Here is a 25,286-nt window from a genome sequence, read left to right on the forward strand (position 1 = left end):
AAGCCATGATCGAATCGGTCGGTACGCCCACCCTCTATCTCTCCTTCGCCGCCTTCGTGGTGGTCATGCTGGCCATCGACTTCTTCGGCCTCAAGACCGCCGGCGACCACAAGGTCAGCACCAGGGAAGCGGCCCTGTGGTCGCTCGTGTGGATCACGGTCGCCCTCGCCTTCGGCGGCTGGTTCCACTGGTACCTGGAGGGCATTGCCGGGCCCGTCGTCGCGCGCGACAAGGCACTGGAATACCTCACCGGCTACCTGATCGAAAAATCCCTCGCGGTCGACAATGTGTTCGTCTGGATCACCTTGTTCAGCTTCTTCGGCGTGCCGGCCCAATACCAGAAGCGCGTGCTGCTGTATGGCGTGCTCGGCGCCATCGTGCTGCGCGCGATCCTGATCTACCTGGGCGCCCTGCTGCTGGCCCAGTTCCACTGGATCCTCTACGTATTCGGCCTGTTCCTGCTGTACACCGGCATCCAGATGCTGATCTCGGCCGACAGCGAACCCGACCTGGCCGACAACAAGGTGCTGAAATGGCTGCGCGGCCATATGCGCATCACCAATGAATATCACGGCGAACATTTCTTCGTCATCCAGAACGGCCTGCGCTATGCGACGCCGATGTTCGTCGTATTGATCATGGTCGAGATCACCGACGTCATCTTCGCGGTCGACTCGATCCCGGCGATCTTCGCCGTCACCGGCGACCCATTCATCGTGTTCACGTCGAACGTGTTCGCCATCCTTGGCCTGCGCGCGATGTACTTCCTGCTGGCGGACATGGCCGACCGTTTCCACCTGCTCAAATACGGCCTGGCGGCAATCCTGATCTTCATCGGAATCAAGATGCTGCTGCTCGATATCTTCAAGATTCCGACCGGCATCGCGCTCGGGGTCGTCGGCGCCATCCTGCTCGCCTCGGTCGTCGCCAGCCTGCTCACGACCAAACCGACCAAGCCGCAGAAGACTCCGCCACCGGCTGCCTGAGAGTCGACGCCGCGCAAGCCCGCGCGGCGCTTGTATCCGGCTGGAACGCCAACCCTCCCGAAGCCTGATCTTCGCCAGAGCCGCCGCCTTCGCTCCGACTACTGTATCCCGAGCCCCCCGCCGTACCCATCAGGGTGCGGCGCATGGCTTCTTGACACGAAAGGAGAATCTCATGGCGAGGTTCGGAGTCGAAGCAATCCGGTATTTCAACCATGCGCGCGCCGCCGGCGTGAGCACGGCGGGAGACCTGACGTACACCTTTAACAGAAGCAATGGGTTCGACAGCGCGCTGCGCTCGGCCGGCCACACGCGCGCCTTCTACTGGGCCAATACCGACGTCTGGGAAACCGATATCCGCGACGTCGATCAGGGCGGCAGCGACCGCAACTGGGTCGACGACGTCGACCTGTTCTGGATCGAGACGCACGGCAATTCCGAGGCCGATGGCCGGGCGCGCATGCTGTACGACATCGCGCACAGCGAATGGCGCACCTGGTCCGACGGGTGGCAGCTGGGCGAGGACTGGAACAGCGAATGGGTGATGGCCTATTCCTGCCACACGGTCAACCTGGCCGCCGTCACCGGCTTGTGGAACATCTTCGCGCGCCTGCACATCTATTGCGGCGCCTGGGGCGATATGTACGACGGCATCACCACCGACGAATGCGGCGAGGACGTGGCCGACAACCTGGTCGACGGCGACACCGTCTCCAGCGCCTGGCACGACGGCGTGTCCGACTGGTGGGTCGACAACCATCCGGTCACCGTCTGCGTGGGCGACGCCGCCACCTGGAACGGTGGCGTCATCCGCTGGGATCTGTCCGCCTTGAATCGCGACCACCTGTGGGGCCACGGCGGCGTGACTCCCGACCTGGCGCCGGCGCAGCAGGCATGTCTCTTGTGGAAGTGGACGGAGGGCTGAACCATGAACCAGCAAACCCTGATCGATACCCTGATGAAGACCGGCGCCCACGCGGTGCCGGGCCGCGCCGACGTGATCGCGCTCACCCCGCTCACCCGCGACGATGCGCGCGCCAACATGAACCGCTTCCTGACCGCGCTGCACGAAGCCGACATCTGCCGCCACGACCGCGCCAACCTGGCCGACCGCGGCGAGCGCAGCGTGGTGCACCTGCCCGATGGCGCGCGCGCCGTGGTCTATCACGCTTCGGGCGCGCTGCAGTACGTGTCCGGCCTGGCGCCGTTCCAGGCGCCCTGGCAGCGGCCGGAAGAAACGCCGGCGCTGGTGCGCCAGCTGGAACAGGCCGCGCAGCGCATCGACATCGGCGCCTGGGTCGGCGAGCGCGGCAGCCTCGCCTTCGAGCGCCTGTGGCAGACCAAGGCGCGCGGCAGCGACCGCGACCAGAAGCTCTCGGACACGCTGCTGGTGCGCGCCACCGGCGCCTGGCGCCATGCGGTGGGAGAAATCCCGGTGCTGGGGGCCGCCTCGGTGGCGCTGCGCCTGGCCGGCGACGGCACGGTCGACGCGCTCGCGCTGAACATCCGGCACAGCGATGCCGAGGTGCTCGACAGCGCGCCCGTCATCGAGGCCGAACTGGCCGCGCGCCAGCTGGCCGAGCGCCTGGCCAGCGTGCTGGGCAAATCGAAGGATCGGCTACCGGGCGACGTCGTGCAATCGGCCACGATGCGCTTCGGCTATCTCGACCTGGGCAAGCGCAAGGCCCAGCGCGTGCTGGCCCCGGCCTACGTGGCGCAGGTCGTGCTGCAGCACCGGCTCGAGCGCCAGGCCTATGTGCTGGCGGTGTCGGCCACCGAGCGGCCATACATCGAGTTGCCGCTGTTCGGCAACGAGGCGCCGGTGGTGCGCTCGCGCGGCCTGCATCCGGAGTGCCGCGACGGGGCGTCGTGATCCGGTCACACCACGGCTGAGCGCACCTCCTGCAACAGCGACCTGATCTCGGGCAGGCACGATCCGCAGTTGCCGCCGGCCCGCAGGCAGGCGGTCACCTCGGCCGGCGTCGTCAAGCCCTGCTTTTCGATCGCCGCGCAGATCGTGTTGCGGCCGACGCCAAAGCAGGAGCAGACGGTCGGCCCGGGGTCCGGGCCCAGCGTCGGCGCGCGGCCAGCCAGCAGGGTCGCGCGTTCGCGTGCGCTCAGTTCGGCCTGCGCGAACAATCCACCGAGCCAGGCGCGCGCCGGCAGGTCGGGCCGGCGCGACACGAACAGGCAGGCTTCCAGGCGTCCATCGACCACGAGCGCCGCCCGCAGCATGCCTTCCGACTTGTCCTCATACTCGATCCAGTCGGCGTCCTCGTCCGCCCCGAGCAGCGCGCGCGCCATCGCGGGCGATACCGGCTCGCGGCCGCCCAGCTCATAGCGCAGGAAGCCGCTGCCGCGTACGCGGGTCCAGTGCGCCACCCGTTCCAGGTTCAGTTCGGTGCGGCTCAGGATGAAGCCATACCAGGCCACGCCGAACGGCTCCACCCGCACCGGCGTGTGCTTGAACTCGGGCTCGCCCGACACCGGATCGACTTCCGGATTGACCAGCGCGCCGACGCGCGCATCGGAGGCAGTTTGCCCGTTCCAGTGGATCGGCACGAACACCGCGCCGCGCGCGATGCCGCCGCCATGCGCCACGCGCGCCACCATCGCGCCCCACCGTGAACTGACGCGGGCGAGTTCTCCTTCTCGTACGCCGGCCAGCAGCGCGTCGTGCGGATGCAAATCCACGAAAGGTTCCGCCGCATGGCCGGCCAGGCGCGGCGACTTGCCGGTGCGCGTCATCGTGTGCCACTGGTCGCGCAGGCGGCCGGTGTTGAGCGCCAGCGGGAACTCGCCGCCAGGCGCGTGCACAGGCGCGCGCGGCGTGGTCGCGACGAAGCGCGCCTTGCCGTCGGGGTGAGAGAAACGGCCGTCGCCGAACAGCCGCGCGGTGCCCTCGGCCGGCGCGCGCAGCGGCCATTGCACCGGTTGCAGCGCATCGTAGGCCGCGCGGTCCATGCCGACCAGTGGATCGAGGCGGAAGGCGCGGCGATAGCCTTCTTCGCCATTCTTCCAGGTCGACAGGCGCGCATGCTCGTCGAAGATCGCGTGCGCGCCCTCGTAATCGAAGCCGGCAAAGCCCATGCGCTTGGCCACGTCGCACAACGCCTGCCAGTCGGCGCGCGCCTCGCCCGGCGCCGGCAGGAAGGCGCGCTGGCGCGAGATGCAGCGCTCGGAATTGGTCACCGTGCCATCCTTCTCGCCCCAGGCCAGCGCCGGCAGCAGCACATGCGCATATTGTCCGACGTCGGTGTTCGCCACCACGTCCGACACCACCACCAGCTCGCAGGCGGCCAGCGCGCGCCGCACCTGGTCGGCATCCGGCATGCTGACCACCGGATTGGTGGCCATGATCCATACCGCCTTGACCTTGCCCGCCTCCACCGCGCGGAACAGGTCGACGGCCTTCAGGCCCTGCTTGTCGGCGATGCGCGGCGCACCCCAGAAGCTGCGCACCGCCTCGCGGTGGCCGGCATTGTCCAGGTCGAGGTGGGCCGCCAGCATGTTCGCCAGGCCGCCCACTTCGCGTCCACCCATCGCGTTCGGCTGGCCGGTCAGCGAAAACGGGCCCATGCCGGGACGGCCGATGCGGCCGGTGAGCAGGTGGCAGTTGATGATGGCGTTGACCTTGTCGGTGCCGCTCGAGGACTGGTTCACGCCCATCGAGAACGCCGTCACCACTTTTTCGGTGCGCGCGAACAGTTCATAGAAAGCGCGCAGCTGGGCCGGATCGACGCCGCAGTCGCGCGCCACTTCGTTCACCTCGCCGTCCACCTCGGCGACTTCCAGCGCCGCTTCCAACCCATGCGTGTGAGCCGCAACGAAATCATGGGCGACCACGCCCGTGCGCGCCAGATAGGCCAGCAGGCCGTTGAACAGCCGTACGTCGCTGCCCGGCTTGAGCGGCAGGTGCAGGTCGGCCAATTCGCAGGTGGCCGTGCGGCGCGGGTCGAGCACGACGATCTGCAGTTCGGGACGGGCTTCCTTCGCCTTGACGATGCGCTGGAACAGCGTCGGATGGCACCAGGCGGCATTCGAGCCGACCAGCACGATCGCGTCGGCCAGTTCGAAATCCTCGTAGCAGCCCGGCACCACGTCTTCGCCGAAGGCGCGCTTGTGGCCGGCCACGGCGGACGACATGCACAGGCGGGAGTTGGTGTCGATATTGGCGCTGCCGACGTAGCCCTTCATGAACTTGTTGGCGACATAGTAATCCTCGGTGAGGATCTGGCCCGAGACGTACAGCGCCACCGCATCCGGCCCGTGCTCGGCGATGATGCGCCTGAAGCCGTCGGCGACGGTGTCCAGCGCATCAATCCAGCTGGTGCGCGCCATGGCGCCGTCGCGGCGGACAGCAGGATGGAGCAAGCGCCCATCCAGGCCCAGCGTCTCGCCCAGGGCCGAGCCCTTGACGCACAGGCGGCCGCGGCTGGCCACATGATCGGCGTCGCCTTCGATCAGCGCGCCGCCATCGCCCAGCGGCGTGGCTTTCACGCCGCAGCCGACGCCGCAATAAGGACAGGTGGTGCGGACTTCTTGCAGCGGGATCGGCATGTGCGCCATAAATGACTCTCTTCTACGCGGCCTGCGCTTCACACATTGCAGGCCCGAACAACAATCGATCGCGCAGCGCCGACACGTCGGCCCCACGCTGGATCAGGTCGAAATACCAGGGACCGTCGAGCACGTCGCCGTACAGCACGGCGCCCGTGATGCGGTTCCCCTCGAGCACCAGGCGTTTATAGATGCCGGCGCGGCGGTCGCGCAGCACCAGGTCTTGCGTGCCCGGCCCGCCGACGATGTCGCCGGCCGAATACAGGTCGATGCCGGTGACTTTCAGCTTGGTGGCCGTGGCCTGCTGCACGTAGCGGCGATGGCCGAGGCCCGCCAGGTGGGCGGCGCACACCCGCGCCTGGTCCCAGATCGGCGCCACCAGGCCGAAGGTCGCCTTGCGGTGCTGGACGCATTCGCCCACCGCGTACACGCGCGGGTCATAGCTTTGCAAGGTATCGTCCACCACGATCGCGCGCTCGACGTGCAGGCCCGCGGCGCGCGCCAGCGCCACATTGGGACGCACGCCGGCTGCCATCACCACCAGGTTGGCCGGCACTTGCGTGCCGTCCTTGAAGCGCACGCCCTCCACCTTGCCGGCGCCGAGGATGGCCTCGGTCTGGGCGCCCAGCAGGATGCGCAGGCCGCGTCCCTCCAGCGCACTTTTGAGCAACAGCGATGCGTCGCCGTCGAGCTGCTGGTTGAGCAGGCTACCGGTCAGGTGCACCACGGTGACGTCCATGCCGCGCCGCAGCAGGCCGTTGGCCGCTTCCAGTCCGAGCAGGCCGCCGCCGATCACGACCGCATGCCGGCCCTCGCGCGCCGCCTGCAGCATGGTGTCGACGTCGTCCAGGTCGCGAAAGCCCACCACGCCCGGCAGTTCGGCGCCCGGCACCGGCACGATGAAAGGCTGCGAGCCAGTCGCCAGCAGCAGGCGGTCGTAGGCCACTTCCCGGCCCGACTGCGCACGCACGATGCGCCGCTTGCGGTCGATCGCCACCACAGGGTCGCCCGCATGCAGGGTGACGCCGTGCTCCTCGTACCAGCTGCGCGGATGCAGCACGATCTCGTCCGCCGTCTTCTCGCCGGCCAGCACCGGCGACAGCATGATGCGGTTGTAGTTCACGCGCGGCTCGGCGCCGAACACGGTGATGTCGTACAAATCGGGCGCCAGCGCCAGCAGCTCCTCGACGGTACGCATGCCGGCCATGCCGTTGCCGACCACGACCAAAGACGGCTTCATGCCGCGACCCACACCTGCCCGGCGTCGATCCGCGCCGGATAGCTGGCGACCGATTGCGCCGGCGCTTCCAGGCATTCTCCGCTCTGCAGGTCGAAATGCTGCTTGTAGATCGGCGACGCCACGACGATGCGCTCGCCGATGCTGCCCACCAGCCCGCGCGACAGCACGGCGGCCTGTGAGTTCGGATCGTAGTTATCGATGGCGAACACCCTCGGCTCATCGGCGCCGACGCGGAACACGGCCACCTGGCGGCCGTTCAGCAAGGCGCACACGCCGGTGTCGGGCACGATCTCGTCCAAGGTGCAGATGGCGGTCCAGTTAGCGAGTTGAAGATCACGGTGCATGGCTGCTCTCCTTTATGCGACGGTGGCGATGGGAATGGTGCGGCGGCGTTCATCGAAGGTGGCCGGACGCACCTGGCCGCGCTCGGGCACGAACACGACGTTCTCGTCGACCTGCGTGCTGTTGACGAAGTGGCGGAAGCGGCGGCGAACGTTTGGATCGGTGACGGCTTCCTTCCACTCGCAGGCATAGGTGTCGACCACGTGCTGCATCTGCGCTTCGAGCTCCTGCGCGATGCCGAGGCTGTCGTCGACCACCACCGCCTTCAGGTAATCGAGACCGCCTTCGAGGTTTTCTCGCCAGGTGCTGGTGCGCTGCAGGCGCTCGGCGGTGCGCACGTAGAACATCAGGAAGCGGTCGGTCAGGCGCACCACGTCTTCTTCGGAGAGGTTCGAGGCGATCAGCTCGGCGTGGCGCGGCTTCATGCCGCCATTGCCGCACACGTACAGGTTCCAGCCCTTGTCGGTGGCGATCAGGCCGACGTCCTTGCCCTGGGCTTCGGCGCATTCGCGGGTGCAGCCCGAGACGCCGAACTTGATCTTGTGCGGCGCGCGCAAGCCTTTATAACGGTTCTCCAGCGCGATGGCGAAGCCGACGCTGTCACCGACGCCATAGCGGCACCAGGTCGATCCGACGCAGGATTTCACCGTACGCAGCGATTTGCCATAGGCGTGGCCCGATTCGAAGCCGGCCGCGATCAGCTCTTCCCAGATCGCGGGCAGCTGGTCCACGCGGGCGCCGAACAGGTCGACCCGCTGGCCGCCGGTGATCTTGGTGTACAGGCCATACTTCTTGGCCACCATCCCCACCGCGATCAGGCCGTCGGCCGTGACTTCGCCGCCCGGCATGCGCGGCACCACCGAATAGGTCCCGTCCTTCTGGATGTTGCCGAGGAAATAGTCGTTCGAATCCTGCAGGCTGGCGTGCTTCGGTTTCAGGACAAAATCGTTCCACACCGAGGCCAGGATATTGGCGGCGGTCGGCTTGCAGACGTCGCAACCGAGCCCCTTGCCGTGGCGCGCCAGCAGCTCGCCGAAATCGCGGATAGCCCCGACGCGCACCAGGTGGTACAGCTCCTGGCGCGAGTGCGGGAAGTGTTCGCACAGGTGGTTGTTAACCGCCACGCCCAGTTTCTTCAGCTCGGCGTTGAGGACCTGGGTTACCAATGGCACGCAGCCGCCGCAGGCAGTGCCGGCCGAGGTGCAGCTCTTGAGGACGCCGATGGTGGTGGCGCCGCCGGCCACCGCTTCGCACAGGGCGCCCTTGCTGACGTCATTGCACGAGCAGACCTGGGCCGTGGCCGGCAGCTTGTCGACGCCGATCGCCGGACGCGCGCCACCGCTCTCCGGCAGGATCAGGTATTCCGGCGCCTCCGGCAGTTCGATCCTGTTCAGCATCGTCTGCAGCAGCGCGCCATAGGCGGACGCCTCGCCCACCAGCACGCCGCCCAGCAGGTATTTGCCGCAGCTCGACACGACGATCTTGCGATAGACCTGCTTGCGCTCGTCCATGAATTGATAGCTGCGGCTGCCCGGCGTGGCTCCGTGGGCATCGCCGATGCTGGCCACGTCCACGCCCATCAGTTTCAGCTTGGTGCTCATGTCGGCGCCAGCGAAACCGCATTCCGTGCCCAGCAGGTGCCGCGCCGCGGTGCGCGCCATGTCGTAGCCCGGCGCGACCAGGCCGAACAGCTGACCGTTCCACAGCGCGCATTCGCCGATGGCGTAGACGTGCGGGTCCGAGGTCTGGCAGCGGTCGTCGATGACGATCCCGCCGCGCGGGCCGATCTCGAGTCCCGACGCGCGCGCCAGCTCGTCGCGCGGGCGGATGCCGGCCGAGAACACGATCATGTCGGTGTCCAGGTGCGTACCGTCGGCGAACTGCATGCGGTGGGTGGTGTCGTCGCCATCGACGATGGCCAGCGTGTTCTTGCCGGTATGGACGCCGACGCCCAGCTCCTCGATGCGGGTGCGCAGCACGCGCGCGCCGGGATCGTCGACCTGCACCGCCATCAGGCGCGGCGCGAATTCGACCACGTGGGCGTTCAGGCCCAGGTCGCGCAGCGCCTTGGCGCATTCGAGGCCCAGCAGGCCACCGCCGATCACCACGCCAGTCCTGGAACGAGCACCACACTCCTGCATCGCTTCCAGGTCTTCGATGGTGCGATAGACGAAGCAGTCCTTGCGGTCGGCGCCCGGCACCGGCGGCACGAAGGGATAGGAACCGGTCGCCAGCACGAGGCGGTCGTAAGCAACAGAGGAACCGTCGGCCAGCGTCACCTTCTTCGCCGCACGGTCGATCCCGACCACTTTCGCATTCAGGCGCAACGCCATGTCTTCACGCTCGAAGAAACCCGGCGCGACCAGCGACAGGTCGTCCGCACTCTTCCCGGCGAAGAATTCGGACAGGTGCACGCGGTCGTAGGCCGGCCGCGGCTCTTCGCCCAGCACCGTCACGCGCAGATCCTGCCGGCCACTGGCGGCCAGGGTTTCGAGGAATTTGTGGCCCACCATGCCGTGGCCGATGACGACGATATGCATTTGCTGCTCCCTAATTAAGCTGCTGCGGCTGCCGGCGCCGTGTTGGCGCTGGTCGCGGTGAATCGGGCTGCGATGGCGCAGACGCTGGCGACCAGCACCAGGCCGCTGAGGATCGTAAGGGTCTGCTTGATGTCGCCCGTGCCTTTCATCAGGAAGCCGGCCGCCACCGCGCCGACGTTGCCGCCGGCGCCGACGATGCCGGCCACGCCGCCCAGCGCCTTCGGCGCGATGAACGGCACCAGGGCATAGGTCGCGCCGCAGGCCATGTGGGTGAACAGGCCGAACACCAGCATCGCGACCACGGCGAATACCACGCCCTCGGCCCGGGCGAACCACAAGAGACCCAGGCCTTCGCCGATCATCAGCACGAACAGCACGGTCACGCGGCGGTTCAGGTCACCGGAGAGCGCGGCCTTGTCCGACAGCCAGCCGCCCAGCGCGCGGGCGAACAGCGCCAGCAGGCCGAAGCTGCCGGCCGCCATGCCGGCCTGGGCCAGCGACAGGTCGAAGTGCTCGACGTAGTACACGGCGGCGATGTTGTGGATGAAGATCTCGATGCCGAAGCAGGCGCCATAGGTGACGAACAGCAGCCAGGCGCGGTAGTTGCGGCAGCCGGCGACGAAGCTCGCCCAGCCGCCCTTGCCGCCGCCCTCCGGCATGCGGCCGGTCTTGCGCAAATCGTCGTAGTTACCGGCCCGGCAATCCTGCGTATAGCGCCAATAGAAGAAGGCCATCACGATCATCATCACGCCGGGCACCACCAGCGCGAGGCGCCAGCTCAGCGACTGGCTCACGCCCAGCATCACGATGGCGGTGAGCATCAGCGGCATGACCGCCTGCGCCGCGCCGCCGCCGGCATTGCCCCACCCCGCCGCCGCCGCGTTGGCGGTGCCGACCACCTTCGGTCCGAACATGACGGAGGTGTGGTACTGGGTGATGACGAAGCTGGCGCCGACTGCGCCGATGCCCAGGCGCGCCAGCAGGAAGGCTTCGTAGCTCTGCGCCAGCGCCACGCCCAGCACCGGAATCGCGCCCAGCAGGAGCAAGCCGGTATAGGTCTTGCGCGGGCCGTAGCGGTCGCACAGCGGGCCGACCAGCAGACGCACGAAGATGGTGATCGCGACCGCCGCGATATTGATGTTGGCGATCTGCTCCATCGAGAGCCCGAATTCGCCCTTGATGACCGGCATCAGCGGCGCGCAGGCGAACCAGGCGAAGAAGCAGACGAAGAAGGCGACCCAGGTGAGGTGGAAGGCGCGCATGGGCGCCCCCTGGAAGGAAAAGAGCTTGATGCTGTCCGCTTTGCTGGCCATTGTTCTTCCTTTAAAAACGAAAAGGCGTCCGCGCTTGCTGCCATGGGCAGTAGCTGCGGACGCCGTTGTCCTGTTGCCGTCCCCGCGTTGGGCCAGCGCTAAGTGAAAATCGTGAAGAGAATCGCCATTGATCCTGTCAGAGGTATGAGCAAGAGGCGTGCCACCGGTGCTTCAGGGGGCGTACGCCCGTGGATCGCGGTCGGATGCTGCATTGCGGTGCATCGCTCCCCACGATGATGCACCCGCATGCACCGCGTTCAAGATCCGGATGGTGCGCCGGCCCAGGCATGCGGGTCGCTGCCGTCCCATACCCTGCCGCCCAACAGGGTCGAGCTGCGCATCGGGGAAGCGGGCAGCATCGTTCCGGTGCGTTCGGCCGCCTCGCGGTACAAGTCGATGCGGTTGACCTGGGCCGCCAACGCCAGGTAAGGAGGCGCTTCTCGCAGCAGGCCCCAGCGCCGGTGCTGGGTCATGAACCACATGCCGTCCGACAGCCAGGGAAAGTTGGCCTCGCCGTCGGCATGGAAGCGCAGGCCGTTGTGGCCGCGCCAGCCGCCTTCCCGGTGCTCGTCGATATGGCTGCCGGCCAGGCAGAACTGCAGCGTCTCGCGGCTGGCATTGACGTAGGCGGGACTGGCCAGCACCTCGGCCGCGGCTTCGCGGTTGGTGCGCGAGGCATCGAGCCAGCGCGCCGCCTCCAATAGCGCGGCGATCATGGCGCGGCAGGTATTCGGGTGGCTGGCCGCGAAGTCGGCGCGGGTGCCGAGCGCCTTGCCCGGATGGTTCGGCCATACCTGTTCGCTGGACGCGGCCTGGACTCCGGCGCCGTCGCGCTGGGCGCGCTGGCCCCACGGTTCGCCCGCACAGAAGCCATCCATATGGCCGGCCGCCAGGCTGGCCGCCATTTGCCCCGGGGGCACCGTCACCGCCTGGCAATCCACCAGCGGGTCGATGCCATGCGCGGCCAGCCAGTAATACAGGAACATCGCGTGGTTCCCGGTCGGGAAGGTATGGGCCAGGGTGAGCTTGCGCCCTTTCGCGTCGATCTCGCGCTTGAGCAGGCCCGGATCGAGGGCGGCGTTGGCGAGCGCGCGCGACAGCGTGATGTTCTGGCCGTTCTGGTGCAGGTTCATCAACACCGCCATATCGCACTGCTGGGTGCCGATGCCGTTCTGGATGCCATAGACCATCCCGTACAGCGCATGGGCCGCATCGAGCTGCTGGCCGATCAGGCGGTCGCGCATGGCGGTCCAGGACAGTTCGCGGGTGAGCTCGAAGCGCACCCCGTACTGCTCGTCGAAGCCGAGCACCGATGCCATCACCAGCGGCGCGCAATCGGCCAGCGGCATGAAGCCGATGCGGACGGTCTCGATCTCGGGCCGGTCGGTGCCGGCGATCCAGGCGCCTTTGCCTGCCAATGTCATACGTCTCCTTGTCCTTGTATATAGTGAAGCGTGGCCTAGCCGAGCAGGTCTTCCACGTCGATCAGGCGCTGCGCGACTTCCGCCAGCTTCAGGTTCTTGTTCATCGCCAGGGTGCGCAGGCGCTGGTAGGCCTGCTCCTCGGTCAGGCTGTAGCGGTTCATGAGCAGGCCCTTGGCGCGATCGACGGTCTTGCGCTCCGCCAGCTTCTGGCGCGTGTCGCTCAGCTCATCGAGCAGCTTCTGCTCGCGCCGGAAGCGCGCCAGCGCCACGTCCAGCACCGGCTTGACGCGCTCGGCCTGCAGGCCGGCCACGATATAGGCCGAGACGCCGGCGTCCATCGCCGCGTCCATGCTGGCCGGCGCATCGTCTTCGGTGAACAGGACGATCGGACGCCGCGCGTCGCGGGTGGCGATCACGATGTGCTCGAGCACGTCGCGCGCATCGGACTCGCTGTCGGCGATGATCAGGTCGGGCTGCAACTGGGCGATGCGCTCGGGCAGGAAGACGTCGGCCGGCAGCGATGCGATCAGGTCGTAGCCCGATTCGAGCAGACCGATGCGCAGCGCCGTGCTGCGCCGGGCCTGTGCGGCCTGGGCGGCGTCCGGGTCGGTACCGGGTGCTGTTGCGGAAAGCACGACGACGATCCGCAGGTGTGGTGAAGCACTGTCTCGCGATTTCATGTGCTTACGATATGCAAGATTCGCACCAGGCGCGAGCATCGTCAATAGCCCATGCCCTTCTTATGCAAAACGCCGTGTCCGAGATATTCGCATATCGAATATCTTGCATGAGAGCAACTTTACAACCATTCACAGAACGAATCGCTGGAATCACAAATCTAAAGTTTGTTTATGACGAGGACACCCATATACTGCAACGCAACATCGAAGTATTTATCTCAGGGGAACAATCATGACTGCAGCTATCCAACGCACCAGCTTCTTCGCGGCAGCCATCTCGGCCATCCGCAGCTTCTCGCAAGAACTGTACGTCGCCCACGGCGGCTACGCTCCAGCGGTGCGGGGTTAATCATGCACCCGCTCGAATACGTCACCATTGCCCTGGCCGTCGTCGCCGTGGCAGCTCGCGTCGCAATGTTCCTGCCGCGTCCGCCAAAAGGCCCGTTCAAGGCCATGTAATACAGGGAGTCATTGCGGCGCGTCACTGCCGCGATATCCCCTCCGCATCGGGCGCCGGCCGTACTGACGTACCGCCGGCGCTTGTCTTTACAGCAAAAAAAACCTGTCACATTTCGCAGTCCTGATGAATGCCTGCGCTAGAATGCATGCGCATTTCTCGCGAGCATTACTGGCAACCAAGCCATTTCTTCACTCATCAGACTCTACATGCGAACACCTGCACTTACCCTGTTTGCGGCCTCCTTCGCCGCACTGATCGCGCTGCCGGCGGCGGCTTCCACTCCAATCACCCTCGACCAGGCGATGAGCCATCCAGACTGGATCGGCACCCCGGTGGAAGACGCCTGGTTCAGCTGGGACGGCAAGCAGGTGTACTACAAGCAGAAGCGCACCGGCTCGCCGGTGCGTGACGTGTTCCAGGTCGCGGCCGGCAAGGCCCAGCTGGTCAAGGACGCCGAGCTGCCGAAGATCGACAGCGCCGACGTCGTCTACAACCGCAACAACAGCCGCATGCTGGTCCTGCGCAACAACGACCTGTTCGAGCGCGACCTCAAGTCGGGCCAGCTGGTCCAGGTCACGCGCGGCGCCAGCCGCATCACCGCCGCCCAGTACACGGCGGACGAGCGCGCGGTCCAGTACCGCATCGGCAACGACTGGTATGTGTGGGACCGCACCAGTAAGGTCACCGGCCCGGCCGCCCTGCCGCGCGCCGCCAAGGACCCGAATGCGCCCGAAGAAGACCCCTACCGTTCGACCGAGCTGCGCCTGATCGAGCACCTCAAGCGCCAGAAGGATGACCGCGACGCCCTGCGCGAGCGCACCGATGAACTGCGCCGCGCCGACGCCTCGATGGCGCCGAACCCGATCTACCTGGGCGACAAGGTCACCATCGAAGGCAGCTCGCTGTCGCCCGACGGCCGCTGGCTGCTGGTGGTCACCGCCGCCAAGGGCGCCGACAAGGGCCGCGCCGGCAAGATGCCGCGCTACGTGAACGAGTCGGGCTACGAAGAGACCGAAGACGTGCGCACCCGCGTCGGCCGCAATATGCCGGTGCCGCATGCACTGAAGCTGGTCGACCTGCGCACCAACAAGGTGCAGGACATCGCCTTCGACGCGCTCCCGGGCGTCAATGTCGACCCGCTGGCCGAGCTGCGCGCCGCCGCCAAGAAGGACCCGCTCAAAGGCAACCGCCCGGTGGTCGTTTCGGGCGGCCGCAACGCGATCGACTGGAGCGCCAACGGCGCGAACGTCGCCGTCATGCTGCGCGCGGTCGACAACAAGGACCGCTGGATCGCCAGCGTCGACCTGGGCGCCGCGAAACTGAAGCCCCTGCACCGCCTGACCGACGGCGCCTGGGTCAACTACGACAACGCCGAATTCGGCTGGCTGCCGGACAACCGCACGCTGTGGTACCTGTCCGAGGAAAGCGGCTACTCGCACCTGTACACCAAGGACAGCGCCACCGCCGCCGCGCCGCGCGCCCTGACCACCGGCACGTGGGAAGCCAGCGACGTGCGCTGGACCTATGACGGCAGCACCGCCTACATGCTGTGCAACCGCGCGACCCCGGGCGACTACGAAGTCTGCGCCGTCAACGCCAACGGCGGCAACGTCCGCGAAGTGACCAGGCTCGATGGCGTCGAGAAGTTCGCGCTGTCGCCGGACGAGAAGAAGCTGCTGGTGCACTGGTCGTCCAGCTACACCCCGATCCAGATCGCGACCGTGCCCGTCTCGGGCGGCGAAGCGAGCAAGCTGACCGACACCCGCACGCCGGACTTCAAGGCGCGCGAGTGGATCCAGCCGCAGTACGTGGCCGTGCCTTCCAGCGCCGGCGGCGATCCGGTGTGGGCCAAGCTGTATCGTCCGGCCCAGCTCGAGCCGGGCAAGAAGTATCCGGTCGTGATGTTCGTGCACGGCGCTGGCTACCTGCAGAACGTCAGCAAGCGCTATCCGAATTACTTCCGCGAGCAGATGTTCCACAACCTGCTGGTGCAGAACGGCTACGTGGTGCTGGACATGGACTTCCGCGCCTCTAAAGGCTACGGCAGCAAGTGGCGCACCGCGATCTACCGCCAGATGGGCCATCCGGAACTGGAAGACTACATCGACGGCGTCAAGTACATGGTGAACCAGCACCAGGGCGACGCCGCCAACGTCGGCATCTATGGCGGCAGCTACGGCGGCTTCATGACCTTCATGGCCCTGATGCGCGCACCGGACACCTTCAAGGCCGGCGCCGCGCTGCGCCCGGTGACCGACTGGACCACCTACAACCACGAGTACACCGCCAACATCCTGAACACCCCGGACATCGATCCCGAGGCGTACAAGAAGTCGTCGCCGATCGAGTACGCGCAGAACCTGAAGGGCCACCTGCTCATCTCGCACGGCATGATCGACGATAACGTGTTCTACCAGGACTCGGTGCGCATGGCGCAGCGCCTGATCGAGATGAAGAAGGACAAGTGGGAACTGGCGAGCTATCCGCTGGAGCGTCACGGCTACGTGCAGCCGGAGGCGTGGTATGACCAGTATCGCCGGATTTATGAGCTGTTCGAGCGGTCGCTCAAGCAGAAGTAATCTTCGGTAGTTCGGAAGGCGCCTGCGAGCGCCTTCTTCCGTTTACGGGGGCGGCCCGAGAAAGTCGAGCAAGGTCAGCGCCACGACCTTGGTCGCGCGGCACAAGTCTTCCAGCAGCAGGCGTTCGTCGGCCTTCTTGGCATTCGACTCCTCCACCGTGCGCGGCCCGGCGCCATACAGCACCGCCGGGATGCCATATTCACCATACAGCCGCGCATCGGCATACAGCGGCGTGCCGTGCGCGGGAATCTCCTCGCCCATGACGGCGCGGCCATGGCGCTGCAGGCTTTCCACCAGCGGCGCCACGCCCGGCAAGGGCCGCAGCGCCTGCGACAGCAGCAGGCGCCGGATCTCGAGGCGGATGCCGGGCAGGCCACGCACCGCCTCCTCGACCAGGGCGCGCACCTGCGCCTCCACCAGCGCCGGGTCTTCTTCCGGAATCATGCGCCGGTCCATCCTTAATACCACCTTCCCCGGCACCACATTGGTATTGGTCCCGCCATCGATGCGGCCGACGATCATGGTCGGCGAACCGATGCCGGGCACGTTGCTGCGGATCTTCTTCAGCGCCGGCAGTTCGCCATAGATCGCGGTCAGCACTTTCGTGGCGGCCTGCAGCGCGTCGACCGCCGTCTCCGGCATCGCTCCATGCCCCGCCCTGCCGTGCACGGTCACTTCCAGCTGCAGGCAGGCGTTGTGGGCGGTGACGATGCCGTAGCCGAAGCCGGCGGCGATCACGTAGTCGGGCCGGGTCAGATCTTGGTCCAGCAGCCAGCCCGGCCCCAGCAGGCCGCCGACTTCCTCGTCGTAGGTGAAGTGCAGTTCGACCGCGCCCGATAACGGCAGGCCCAGCGCCTCCAGCGCGCGGGTCGCGAACACATAGGTGGCGAAGTCGCTCTTGGATACCGCCGCCGCGCGCCCGTACAGATAGCCATCCTCGATCACGGCGCCATATGGTGGCCGGGTCCAGCCCTCGCCCGGCGGCACCACGTCGCCGTGGGCGTTCAGCGCCAGTGTCGGGCCGTCCCCTCCGTAACGGCGGCGTACGATCAGGTTAGTGATGCTCTCCAGGCCGTGGTCAAGGACGTCCTGCGCCGGCACCGCATGGCGCTCGACCGGCCAGCCGGCGGCCTCCAGCATGTCCGCCACCGCCTCGGCATGCGGCGCGTTGTTCCCCGGCGGCGTATCGGTCGGGATGCGCACGACCTCCTGCAAGAAGGCGACCTGTTCGTCGAAGTGTGCGTCGATCCAGTCGGTAAGACGATCGTGCAAGGGATTGTTCATGGCGCCTTTCCTGTGCCGGCACCCGACTCGAACCACGCCCCCACCTGGGCGCGTTCGGCATCGGTCATGTGGGTGAGATTCGCCAGCGGCATGGCCTTCAGTTGCACCGTCTGCTGGTAGATGCGGGCCGCATGCTGGCTCACCAGCTCCGGCGTGTGGAGCATCACGCCGCCCGGCGCCGCCGCGAAGCCGGGTTGCGTCGGCTGCTGCGCGTGGCAGGACACGCAGCGCTGCTCCATGATCGTGCGCACCGTGGCGAAGCGCGCGGCGGCGTCAAGGCCGGCGGCGGCCGCCGGATCGGCGCCAGCGCGCGGCGCCGGCGCCAGCACGACCGCCAATGCCAACAGCAGCGCCACGCCCGCGGTCGGATACCGCCATTCGATGCGGCCCTTGTGGCGCAGGTTGAAGAAGTGGCGGATCAATACGCCGGCCAGCATGATCGCGCCCAGCACGGCCCAGGCATGCGTATGATTGTAGGTCATCGCATAGTGGTTGCTGATCATGATGAACAGCACCGGCAGGGTGAAATAATTATTGTGGACGCTGCGCTGCTTGGCCTTGATGCCGTGGCTCGGGTCAGGCTTCTCGCCCGCCAGCATGGCGTTCACCATCTTGCGCTGGCCGGGAATGATCAGCATCGCCACATTGGCCACCATGATGGTGCCGATCATCGCGCCCACGTGCAGGTAGGCGGCGCGTCCGCTGAGCAGGTGGCTGAGTACCCAGCTGCTGCCGACCAGCAGCAGCCAGATGGTGGCGCCGAACGCCAGCTGGTGCTGCACCAGCTTCGAACGGCACAGCAGGTCGTACACGACCCAGCCGGCCACCAGGCTGCCGATGCCGATGCCGACCGCCTGCCAGCTGGTGAGGTCGGCCACGCTGCGGTCGACCATCATCGCCCTGGCGTTCAGGTAGTAGACCACCACCAGCAGCGCGAAGCCCGAGAGCCAGGTGGAATAGGCTTCCCACTTGAACCAGTGCAGCTCCGGCGGCAGCTCGGCGGGCGCCACGAGGTATTTCTGCGGGTTGTAGAAGCCGCCGCCGTGCACCGCCCACAGTTCGCCGGACACGCCCTTGCGCTCCAGATCCGAGCCGGGCGCCGGCGGCTTGATGGTGTTGTCGAGCCAGACGAAATAGAAGGAAGCGCCGATCCAGGCGATGCCGGTAATGATGTGCAGCCAGCGCAGCAGCAGGTTGAACCACTCCAAAGCATATGGCGCCAGGTATCCGGTGTCGAACATGGGCTTCCCTTGTGTGAGATGGATCGAAGATACGCCGATTCCAATTTCTGCGACATGAAATTTAGCGTATATTCAACATATCCACCTTGATATACGTTTCGCCCTTGCGATGTCCAGCCTGCCCCGCAACCTCGACCTGCACCTGATCCGCATCCTCTACCTGCTGCTGGTGGAGAAGAACGTCTCGCGGGTGGCGCTCAAGCTGAACCAGCCGCAGCCCTCGATCTCGGCCTCGTTGCGTAAACTCCGTGAGCTCACCGGCGACCCGCTGCTGGTGCGCGGCGCGCGCGGCATGGTTCCGACCCAGCACGGCGAGAGCCTGTTGAAACCGGCCAAGCGCATCCTCGACGAAGCCGAGAGCCTGTTCGTGCGCAAGGCGCCGTTCGTGCCCGAGCAGGCGACGCGCACCTTCCACATCGCCGCCCCCGACTATCTCGACGCGCGCTTCCTGCCGAACGTGGTGGCGCTGCTGCGGCGCGGCTCGCCCGGCAGCAAGGTGGTGATCCACGCCCTCGGCCCCGGCCTGGACTACCTGCGCATGCTGTCCGACGGCGAGATGGACCTGGTGATCGCCAACTGGGACGAGCCGCCCGCCCACCTGCACATGTCCAAGCTGTTCGAAGACCCGATCATCTGCACCATGCGCGCCGACAGCCCGTACGCCAAACGCACGGCGCCGGACGCGATGACGCTCGAGGATTACCTCGACCTGCCCCACGTGGCCCCGACCCAGATGCTGCCAGGCTACCACGGTGTGATCGACGCCTGGCTGGAGCGCCATGGCTTGCAGCGCCGGGTGGCGGTCGAGTCGCCCTATTTCGGCGTGATTCCCTATATGCTGACCCAGAGCGACCTGGTGCTGACCACCGGCCGCCAGTTCATCCGCGCCTTCGAAAAGACGCTGCCGCTGAAAAGCTTTACGGTGCCGCTCAAGTTTCCGCCGATGCGCTTCTACCAGCTGTGGCACCAGCGCGTGCACCAGTCGACCGAACACAAATGGCTGCGCGACCAGGTAAGCAGCGCGGCAAGGGCCTTGATAAAGGAATAGACATGCCGACGATCCAGGAGCTGAACGAACTCGACGCCGACGCTTTCACCAGGGCGCTACATGGCATCTACGAACACTCACCCTGGATCGCGGCGCGCGCCGCCGCGGCCCGCCCTTTTGCTACCCTGGCGGCGCTCAAGCTGGCCTTGCAGGCTGCGGTCGACGGCGCGGCCGATGCGGAGCAGCTGTCGCTTCTGCGCGCCCACCCGGAGCTGGCCGGCAAGGCCGCCATCGCCGGCGAACTGACGCTTGAATCGACCTGCGAACAGGCCAGCTCGGGCCTGGACCGCTGCACACCCGACGAATACGCCCGGCTGCACGCGCTCAACGCCCAGTACAACGAACGTTTCGGCTTTCCCTTCATCCTGGCCGTGAAAGGCCCGACGGGACGCGGCCTGGCGCGGCAAGACATCATCGACACCTTCGTGCGCCGCCTCGACAACGCCCCTGGCGACGAGCTGCGCGAAGCGCTGCGCCAGGTGCACCGCATCGCCGAGATCCGGCTCAATGCCCTGCTCGGTATCGAACCCGCCATCGGCGCCACCGTGATGGACTGGTGCGAGACCCTCGGCGCCATGAGCGACAGCGACGCTGGCCTCACCTGCGCCTACATGACGCCGGCCCACCAGCGCACCGCCGCCGCCATCGCCGGCTGGATGCGCGACGCCGGCATGGCGGTCCAGGTCGACGCCGTCGGCAACGTGGTCGGCCGCTACGCCGCCGCCCGGCCGGGCGCCAAGACCCTGATCACCGGCTCGCACTACGACACGGTGCGGAGTAGCGGCAAGTACGACGGCCGGCTCGGCATCCTGCTGCCCATCGCGCTGGTCGGCCGGCTGCATGCACGCGGCGAGCGCCTGCCCTACGACCTCGAAGTGATCGCCTTCGCCGAAGAAGAAGGCGTGCGCTTTCGCAGCACCTTCCTCGGCAGCAGCGCCGTGGCCGGCGGCTTCGACCTGGCCCTGCTCGATGCGCGCGACGCCGACGGTGTTGCGATGCGCGAGGCGCTGGCGGCCGCCGGCCACGATCCGGCCGCCATCCCCGCCATCGCGCGCTCCCCCGCCACGGTGCTCGGCTTCGTCGAGGTGCATATCGAGCAGGGACCGGTGCTGCTCGAACGCGGTTTGCCGCTGGGCGTGGTGAGCGCGATCGCGGGCAGCTCGCGCTACCTGGTCGAACTGAAGGGCGTGGCCAGCCACGCCGGCACCACGCCGATGGGCATGCGTCGCGATGCCGCCGCCGCCGCTGCTGAAATTGTGCTGCTGGTGGAAAGCCGCTGCAGCGGCCCGGCTTCACTGGTGGGCACGGTCGGCCAGCTGGAAGTGCCGGCCGGCTCGGTCAATGTGGTGCCCGGCGCCTGCCGCCTGTCGCTCGACATCCGCGCCGCCGACGACGAAACCCGGCTGGCGGCCGTGGATGACATCCTGGCCGGCATCAGCGCCATTTGCGCACGGCGCGGCATCCAGGAAAAGCTGTGGAAGCTGCTCGAGATCGATGCCGTGCCCTGTGCGCCGCGGCTGATGGCGCAACTGGGGGCCGCGGTCGAACGCGCCGGCCTTCCGTCCTTTGCATTGCCCTCCGGCGCCGGCCATGACGCGATGCGCATGGCGCAGCTGACCGAGGTCGCGATGCTGTTCGTCCGCTGCGGCAACGGCGGCATCAGCCACAATCCGCTCGAGACCATGACTGCAGACGATGCCGAGATCGCGGCGCAGGTCCTGTTCGACTTCTTCCACGGTTTTCACTGACAGGGAACGGCATGCCGCTGATCTGGACTGATTCGATCGATCACATCGACTGGCACGAATTGGCCGAGCTGTACCTGGTCGCGCCGCTGGCGCGCAAGGACCCGGACGACCTGCGCAAGGCCTTCGCCAACAGCATGTTCAGGCGCTTCGCCTTCGATGACGGCAAGCTGGTGGCGGCCGGCCGGGTGCTGGCGGACGGCGTCGACGTCGCCTACCTGTGCGACGTGGCCCTGCTGCCCAGCTACCAGGGACAGGGGCTGGGCAAACAGATCGTGGGCGAACTCCTCGACCTGGCGCGCGGGCACAAGAAGATCTTCCTGTACTCGGTGCCCGGCAAGGAGGGTTTCTATGCCGGTCTGGGGTTTCGCCGCATGACCACCGCAATGGCGATCTTCGAGGACCAGGATTCGGCGGCGGCGCGCGGCTACCTGGACCGCGAATAGCCGCGCCTCAGTCGTCCGGCAGCGCCGGCAGGATCAGCGTGGTCAGCAGCTTCTCGGTCAGCGGATGCGGCCCCGGCACGCGGAAGTTGGTGGTGGTGATGACCACCACCGCATCCCACTCCGGCAGCACATAGACCTTGTTGCCGCCCATGCCCGACATCGCATAGGTGGCCACCTTCCGGTCGCCCACGGTGAACGGCTGGAGCCACCACAGATAGCCGTAATCGACGCCCTCGCGTACCTGGGCATGCGGCTTGATCGAGCGTTCGACCCACGCCTGCGGCAGCACCTGCTTGCCCGCCCACTTGCCGCCGTTCAGGTAGAGCTGGCCCAGCTTCCACAGGTCGCGGCTGCGCAAGCTCAGGCTCCCGCCGGTCATCGCCGCCCCGGAAGGCTGCAGCTGCCACTTGACCGGCTCGATGCCGAGCGGCTTGAACAGCACTTCGTCGGCGAAGTCCTGCACGCTGCGTCCGGTCGCGCGCTCCAGCAGCGGCGCGATCAGGGCCGTGCCCGCGGTGCAGTAGCTGAAGGCGCGGCCATAGGGCTGCCTGGCGGGCGGCGGCGTCCATTCCGGAAAGCCGCGCACCGGCAGGTCGAGGTAGAAGCGGCTCCAGTCCTCGATCAGGTACATGCGCTCCTCGTGCCCACGCGAGAACTCGTTGAAATCGTCGCACTCGACGATGGAGCTCATGGTGAGCAGGTCCTCGACCGTGATGCGGTCCTTGCGCGGATCGGGGTGCGCGACCGGCATCTTGTCCTTGAAGAAGGACATCACCGGCGCATCGACCGTGAGCAGCTTGCGCTCGATGGCTGCCCCGACCAGCATGCCGCCCACGGTCTTGGTCACCGAGCGCGTATTGCGCAGCCCTTGCGCGCCTTCGCCGTCGAAGTACTGCTCGTAGAGCACCTTGCCGTGGCGCGCCACCAGCACGCTGGTGATCTGCTTGAAGTTGCCGGCCTTGATCTCGCTCGTCACGGCGTCGAAGCTCGCGGCGCCGGCGCCGCTTGCCGCAAGCAGGAAAGCCAAGGCTATCGCATATCTGGACATGCACCCCTCCTCGTCATGGAAATGGCCAGTCTATTCAAGCGCCGGCGGCGCCGTCTTGTATCCTTCAAACATCCGGCGGCGCCAGGCGCCCGGCGGCATGCCGAAGCGCTGGCGGAAGGCATGGCTCATATGGCTCTGGTCGACGAAGCCGGCGTCCAGCGCGATCTCGGCCACGCTGCGGCCGTGCTGGCGCAGCATGGCGCAGGCGCGTTCGATGCGGCGCCAGCGCAGCAGCTCGCCGGGCGAACAGCCGAACAGCTCGCGGAACACGCGCGCCAGGTGCACCGGATGCACGCCGCTGCTGGCCGCCACGTCGGCGATCGACAGGCCGGGGTCGACGGCGCCATCCATCACGGCCCCATAGGCATGGCGCATCCACGCTGGCGGCTGGCGCGCGGCCACGCCTGGCCGCGTGTCGGTATGGGCCAGCAGCTCCCACACGCCGGCTTCGAGCAGGAAGGAATCCGGCCGGCCCTGCATGCCACGGGCGAGCGAGAATGCGGTGCGCAGGCAGGCGGCATGCTGCAGATAGCTGGCGCAGGTCGGGATGCGGCGCAATTCGTCGCCCGCGTCGAGGCGCGCCGGTTCGATCGAGATCGTCATGAAGCGCCCCTTCCCGCCCAAAAAGCGATCGCGGTGCACCGTGCCGGGCGGGTTGTAGACCAGCGCCGGCGCCGGCGCCAGGCTCGGTGCGCCATGGGCGCTGGAGATATAAGTCCCGGCCAGCACCAGCACGAAATGCGCTTCCTCGTGCAGGTGCAGGTGGACGTCGTGCTCGGGCGCGTTTGCCTCCAGCACGCCGAGTTCGAAGATTCCGCCCTGGGTGCGGTCATGCCGCACGCCATAGAATTGTCCAGGGCGGAAGCGTACCGTCATCGCGCGCCCCGCTCCTTCATCCCTTTCATCATGAGGCCGTAAACCACCGCGGCGATCGCGATGCCGACGAACCACGCATAGGTGTAGATCGTCTTGAAGACGTCGCCGACGTCGGGGAAGCTGGAAGGGAAGGCCGCGTTCAGGAAGCCGGGAATATTGGGCAGCACGCCCAGCGCGAAGGCCACCAGCGCCGCCTTGTTCCAGCCATTGCCATAGCCGTAGATGCCGTCGTGGCGATACAGCTGGTCGACGTCGAGCGTGGTCTTGCGCACCAGGTAGTAGTCGACCACCAGCACGCCGGCGATCGGTCCCAGCAAGGCCGAGTAGCCGACCAGCCAGGTCATGATGTAGTTCTGGGTCGATTCGAGAATCTTCCACGGCATCATGAGCAGCGCCAGCCCGGCCGTGATGTAGCCGCCGGTGCGATAGCTGATGCGGCGCGGCGCCAGCGCCGAGAAATCGTAGGCCGGGCCGACCAGGTTGGCCGCGAGGTTCACGCTGACCGTATCGACCAGTAGCACGATCAGGGCGACCAGCACCGCGATGCCGGTCATGCGGCTGGCCAGGTCGACCGGGTCCCACAGCGCCTTGCCGTACAGCACCACGGTGGCCGAGGTGACGATCACCGCCAGCGCCGCCAGCAGGCCCATGGGCAGCGGCAGGCCGACGGTCTGGCCGATCACCTGGTCGCGCTGCGACTTGGCGAAGCGGGTGAAGTCGGGGATGTTCAGCGCGAGGGTCGCCCAGAAGCCGATCATGGCGGTCAGCGACGGCCAGAAGGTGGACCAGAACTGCCCTTCCTTCGGCCCGCCGGGCACGAACTGCGAGCGCTGCTCGAGCAGCGGACCGAACCCGTCGCCACCGACCTGCCTGTGCACCCACCACAGCAGCACGAAGCAGATCGCGATTTTCAGGGGCGCGGTCCAGGTCTCGAGCTGGCGGATCGATTCCATGCCGTGCACCACGAAGTACAGCTGGATCGCCCAGAACGCGAGGAAGCACGAGAGCTGCGCCAGGTTGATGCCGAGCCAGCCGAGAGGCTCGCCACCGATCGGGGCGCCGTTCATCACGCCCAGCAGGGTATAGATCATGCTGCCGCCGAACCAGGTCTGGATGCCGTACCAGCCGCAGGCGACGATGGCGCGCATCAGCGCCGGCAGCTTGGCCCCGCCGGTGCCGAACGAGGTGCGCGCCAGCACCGCGTAGGGAATGCCGTACTTGGCGCCGGCATGGCCGATCAGCAGCATCGGCACCAGCACGATGGCGTTCGCCAAAAAGACGGTCAGCACCGCCTGCCAACCCGACATGCCCGCCTGCACCAGGCTGGCCGACAGCGTGTAGGCGGGGATGCACATGACCATGCCCACCCACAGGGCGGCGAAGTGGTACCAGCGCCAGGTGCGCTGCGCTGCGGTGGTCGGAGCGAGGTCGTCGTTCCAGAGATCGTTGCTTGTCAAAGTCGGATGAGTCACGGCGC

At 67.1% G+C, this 25,286-nt stretch carries 19 protein-coding genes; 7 read left to right on the forward strand and 12 right to left on the reverse strand.

Annotated features, from left to right (window positions below; translation table 11 throughout):
* Positions 1 to 5 precede the first annotated feature (5 nt).
* From J3U95_RS00225 to J3U95_RS00235, 3 genes are all read left to right on the forward strand, one after another.
* Entirely contained in the window at positions 6 to 986 is a 981-nt protein-coding gene (locus tag J3U95_RS00225; protein WP_229519558.1) for a TerC family protein, read from the forward strand.
* Positions 987 to 1,158: 172 nt separating this feature from the next.
* Entirely contained in the window at positions 1,159 to 1,908 is a 750-nt protein-coding gene (locus tag J3U95_RS00230) for a DUF6345 domain-containing protein (RefSeq protein ID WP_208276715.1), read from the forward strand.
* A gap of 3 nt (positions 1,909 to 1,911) precedes the next feature.
* Positions 1,912 to 2,856 carry a hypothetical protein gene (locus tag J3U95_RS00235; protein WP_208276716.1) on the forward strand — a complete coding sequence of 315 codons (945 nt, stop codon included), beginning with the start codon at positions 1,912 to 1,914 and terminating at the stop codon, positions 2,854 to 2,856.
* Between the two features lie 5 nt (positions 2,857 to 2,861).
* Here the strand turns inward: J3U95_RS00235 and J3U95_RS00240 are convergent, their stop codons facing one another.
* The 7 genes from J3U95_RS00240 to J3U95_RS00270 all read right to left on the reverse strand — a co-directional run bounded on the left by J3U95_RS00240 (position 2,862) and on the right by J3U95_RS00270 (position 13,082).
* On the reverse strand, positions 2,862 to 5,552 hold the full coding sequence (locus J3U95_RS00240; RefSeq protein ID WP_208276717.1) for a nitrate reductase: 2,691 nt from the start codon (positions 5,550 to 5,552) through the stop codon (positions 2,862 to 2,864).
* Between the two features lie 13 nt (positions 5,553 to 5,565).
* Positions 5,566 to 6,783, reverse strand: a complete 1,218-nt coding sequence (locus J3U95_RS00245) for an NAD(P)/FAD-dependent oxidoreductase (RefSeq protein ID WP_208276718.1) — start codon at positions 6,781 to 6,783, stop codon at positions 5,566 to 5,568.
* Entirely contained in the window at positions 6,780 to 7,127 is a 348-nt protein-coding gene (nirD, locus tag J3U95_RS00250) for a nitrite reductase small subunit NirD (protein ID WP_208276719.1), read from the reverse strand. Before nirD ends, J3U95_RS00245 begins: the two co-directional genes overlap by 4 nt.
* A 12-nt stretch (positions 7,128 to 7,139) precedes the next feature.
* Positions 7,140 to 9,665, reverse strand: a complete 2,526-nt coding sequence (gene nirB, locus J3U95_RS00255; RefSeq protein WP_208276720.1) for a nitrite reductase large subunit NirB — start codon at positions 9,663 to 9,665, stop codon at positions 7,140 to 7,142.
* A gap of 14 nt (positions 9,666 to 9,679) precedes the next feature.
* A complete protein-coding gene (locus J3U95_RS00260) occupies positions 9,680 to 10,978 on the reverse strand; it encodes an MFS transporter (protein WP_208276721.1) in 1,299 nt (432 codons plus the stop codon).
* Positions 10,979 to 11,235: 257 nt separating this feature from the next.
* Entirely contained in the window at positions 11,236 to 12,402 is a 1,167-nt protein-coding gene (locus J3U95_RS00265) for a CmpA/NrtA family ABC transporter substrate-binding protein (protein WP_208276722.1), read from the reverse strand.
* 35 nt (positions 12,403 to 12,437) lie between these two features.
* Positions 12,438 to 13,082, reverse strand: a complete 645-nt coding sequence (locus J3U95_RS00270) for an ANTAR domain-containing response regulator (protein WP_208276723.1) — start codon at positions 13,080 to 13,082, stop codon at positions 12,438 to 12,440.
* A gap of 666 nt (positions 13,083 to 13,748) precedes the next feature.
* Here J3U95_RS00270 and J3U95_RS00275 point away from each other — a divergent pair.
* The gene (locus tag J3U95_RS00275; RefSeq protein ID WP_208276724.1) at positions 13,749 to 16,121 is read left to right on the forward strand and encodes a S9 family peptidase; all 2,373 of its coding nucleotides are present in this window, start codon (positions 13,749 to 13,751) and stop codon (positions 16,119 to 16,121) included.
* A gap of 42 nt (positions 16,122 to 16,163) precedes the next feature.
* On the opposite strand, the gene J3U95_RS00280 is transcribed toward J3U95_RS00275, so the two are convergent.
* Positions 16,164 to 17,405 carry a M20/M25/M40 family metallo-hydrolase gene (locus tag J3U95_RS00280; protein WP_208276725.1) on the reverse strand — a complete coding sequence of 414 codons (1,242 nt, stop codon included), beginning with the start codon at positions 17,403 to 17,405 and terminating at the stop codon, positions 16,164 to 16,166.
* The gene (locus J3U95_RS00285) at positions 17,402 to 18,646 is read right to left on the reverse strand and encodes a urate hydroxylase PuuD (protein ID WP_208276726.1); all 1,245 of its coding nucleotides are present in this window, start codon (positions 18,644 to 18,646) and stop codon (positions 17,402 to 17,404) included. The genes J3U95_RS00280 and J3U95_RS00285 overlap by 4 nt, the downstream gene beginning before the upstream one ends.
* A gap of 109 nt (positions 18,647 to 18,755) precedes the next feature.
* On the opposite strand from J3U95_RS00285, the gene J3U95_RS00290 reads away from it, so the two are divergent.
* The 3 genes from J3U95_RS00290 to J3U95_RS00300 are packed head-to-tail and all read left to right on the forward strand — an operon-like array spanning position 18,756 to position 21,885.
* Positions 18,756 to 19,694 (forward strand): LysR family transcriptional regulator, encoded by a 939-nt coding sequence (locus J3U95_RS00290; RefSeq protein WP_208276727.1) that lies wholly within the window; start codon positions 18,756 to 18,758, stop codon positions 19,692 to 19,694.
* Between the two features lie 2 nt (positions 19,695 to 19,696).
* Entirely contained in the window at positions 19,697 to 21,442 is a 1,746-nt protein-coding gene (locus J3U95_RS00295) for an allantoate amidohydrolase (RefSeq protein ID WP_208276728.1), read from the forward strand.
* 11 nt (positions 21,443 to 21,453) lie between these two features.
* Positions 21,454 to 21,885, forward strand: coding sequence for a GNAT family N-acetyltransferase (locus J3U95_RS00300; RefSeq protein ID WP_208276729.1), 432 nt, complete (start codon positions 21,454 to 21,456; stop codon positions 21,883 to 21,885).
* A gap of 7 nt (positions 21,886 to 21,892) precedes the next feature.
* Here J3U95_RS00300 and J3U95_RS00305 read toward each other — a convergent pair whose 3' ends face one another.
* From J3U95_RS00305 to J3U95_RS00315, 3 genes are read right to left on the reverse strand one after another with little or no spacing between them, the layout of a single operon-like run.
* On the reverse strand, positions 21,893 to 22,912 hold the full coding sequence (locus J3U95_RS00305) for a serine hydrolase domain-containing protein (RefSeq protein ID WP_229519559.1): 1,020 nt from the start codon (positions 22,910 to 22,912) through the stop codon (positions 21,893 to 21,895).
* Between the two features lie 51 nt (positions 22,913 to 22,963).
* The gene (locus tag J3U95_RS00310) at positions 22,964 to 23,809 is read right to left on the reverse strand and encodes a helix-turn-helix transcriptional regulator (protein ID WP_208276731.1); all 846 of its coding nucleotides are present in this window, start codon (positions 23,807 to 23,809) and stop codon (positions 22,964 to 22,966) included.
* Positions 23,806 to 25,281, reverse strand: coding sequence for an NCS1 family nucleobase:cation symporter-1 (locus tag J3U95_RS00315; protein ID WP_208276732.1), 1,476 nt, complete (start codon positions 25,279 to 25,281; stop codon positions 23,806 to 23,808). The genes J3U95_RS00310 and J3U95_RS00315 overlap by 4 nt, the downstream gene beginning before the upstream one ends.
* Between the last annotated feature and the right edge of the window lie 5 nt (positions 25,282 to 25,286).

The sequence above is a fragment of the Massilia oculi genome (assembly GCF_017582745.1).
Taxonomy (GTDB): domain Bacteria; phylum Pseudomonadota; class Gammaproteobacteria; order Burkholderiales; family Burkholderiaceae_D; genus Telluria; species Telluria oculi_A.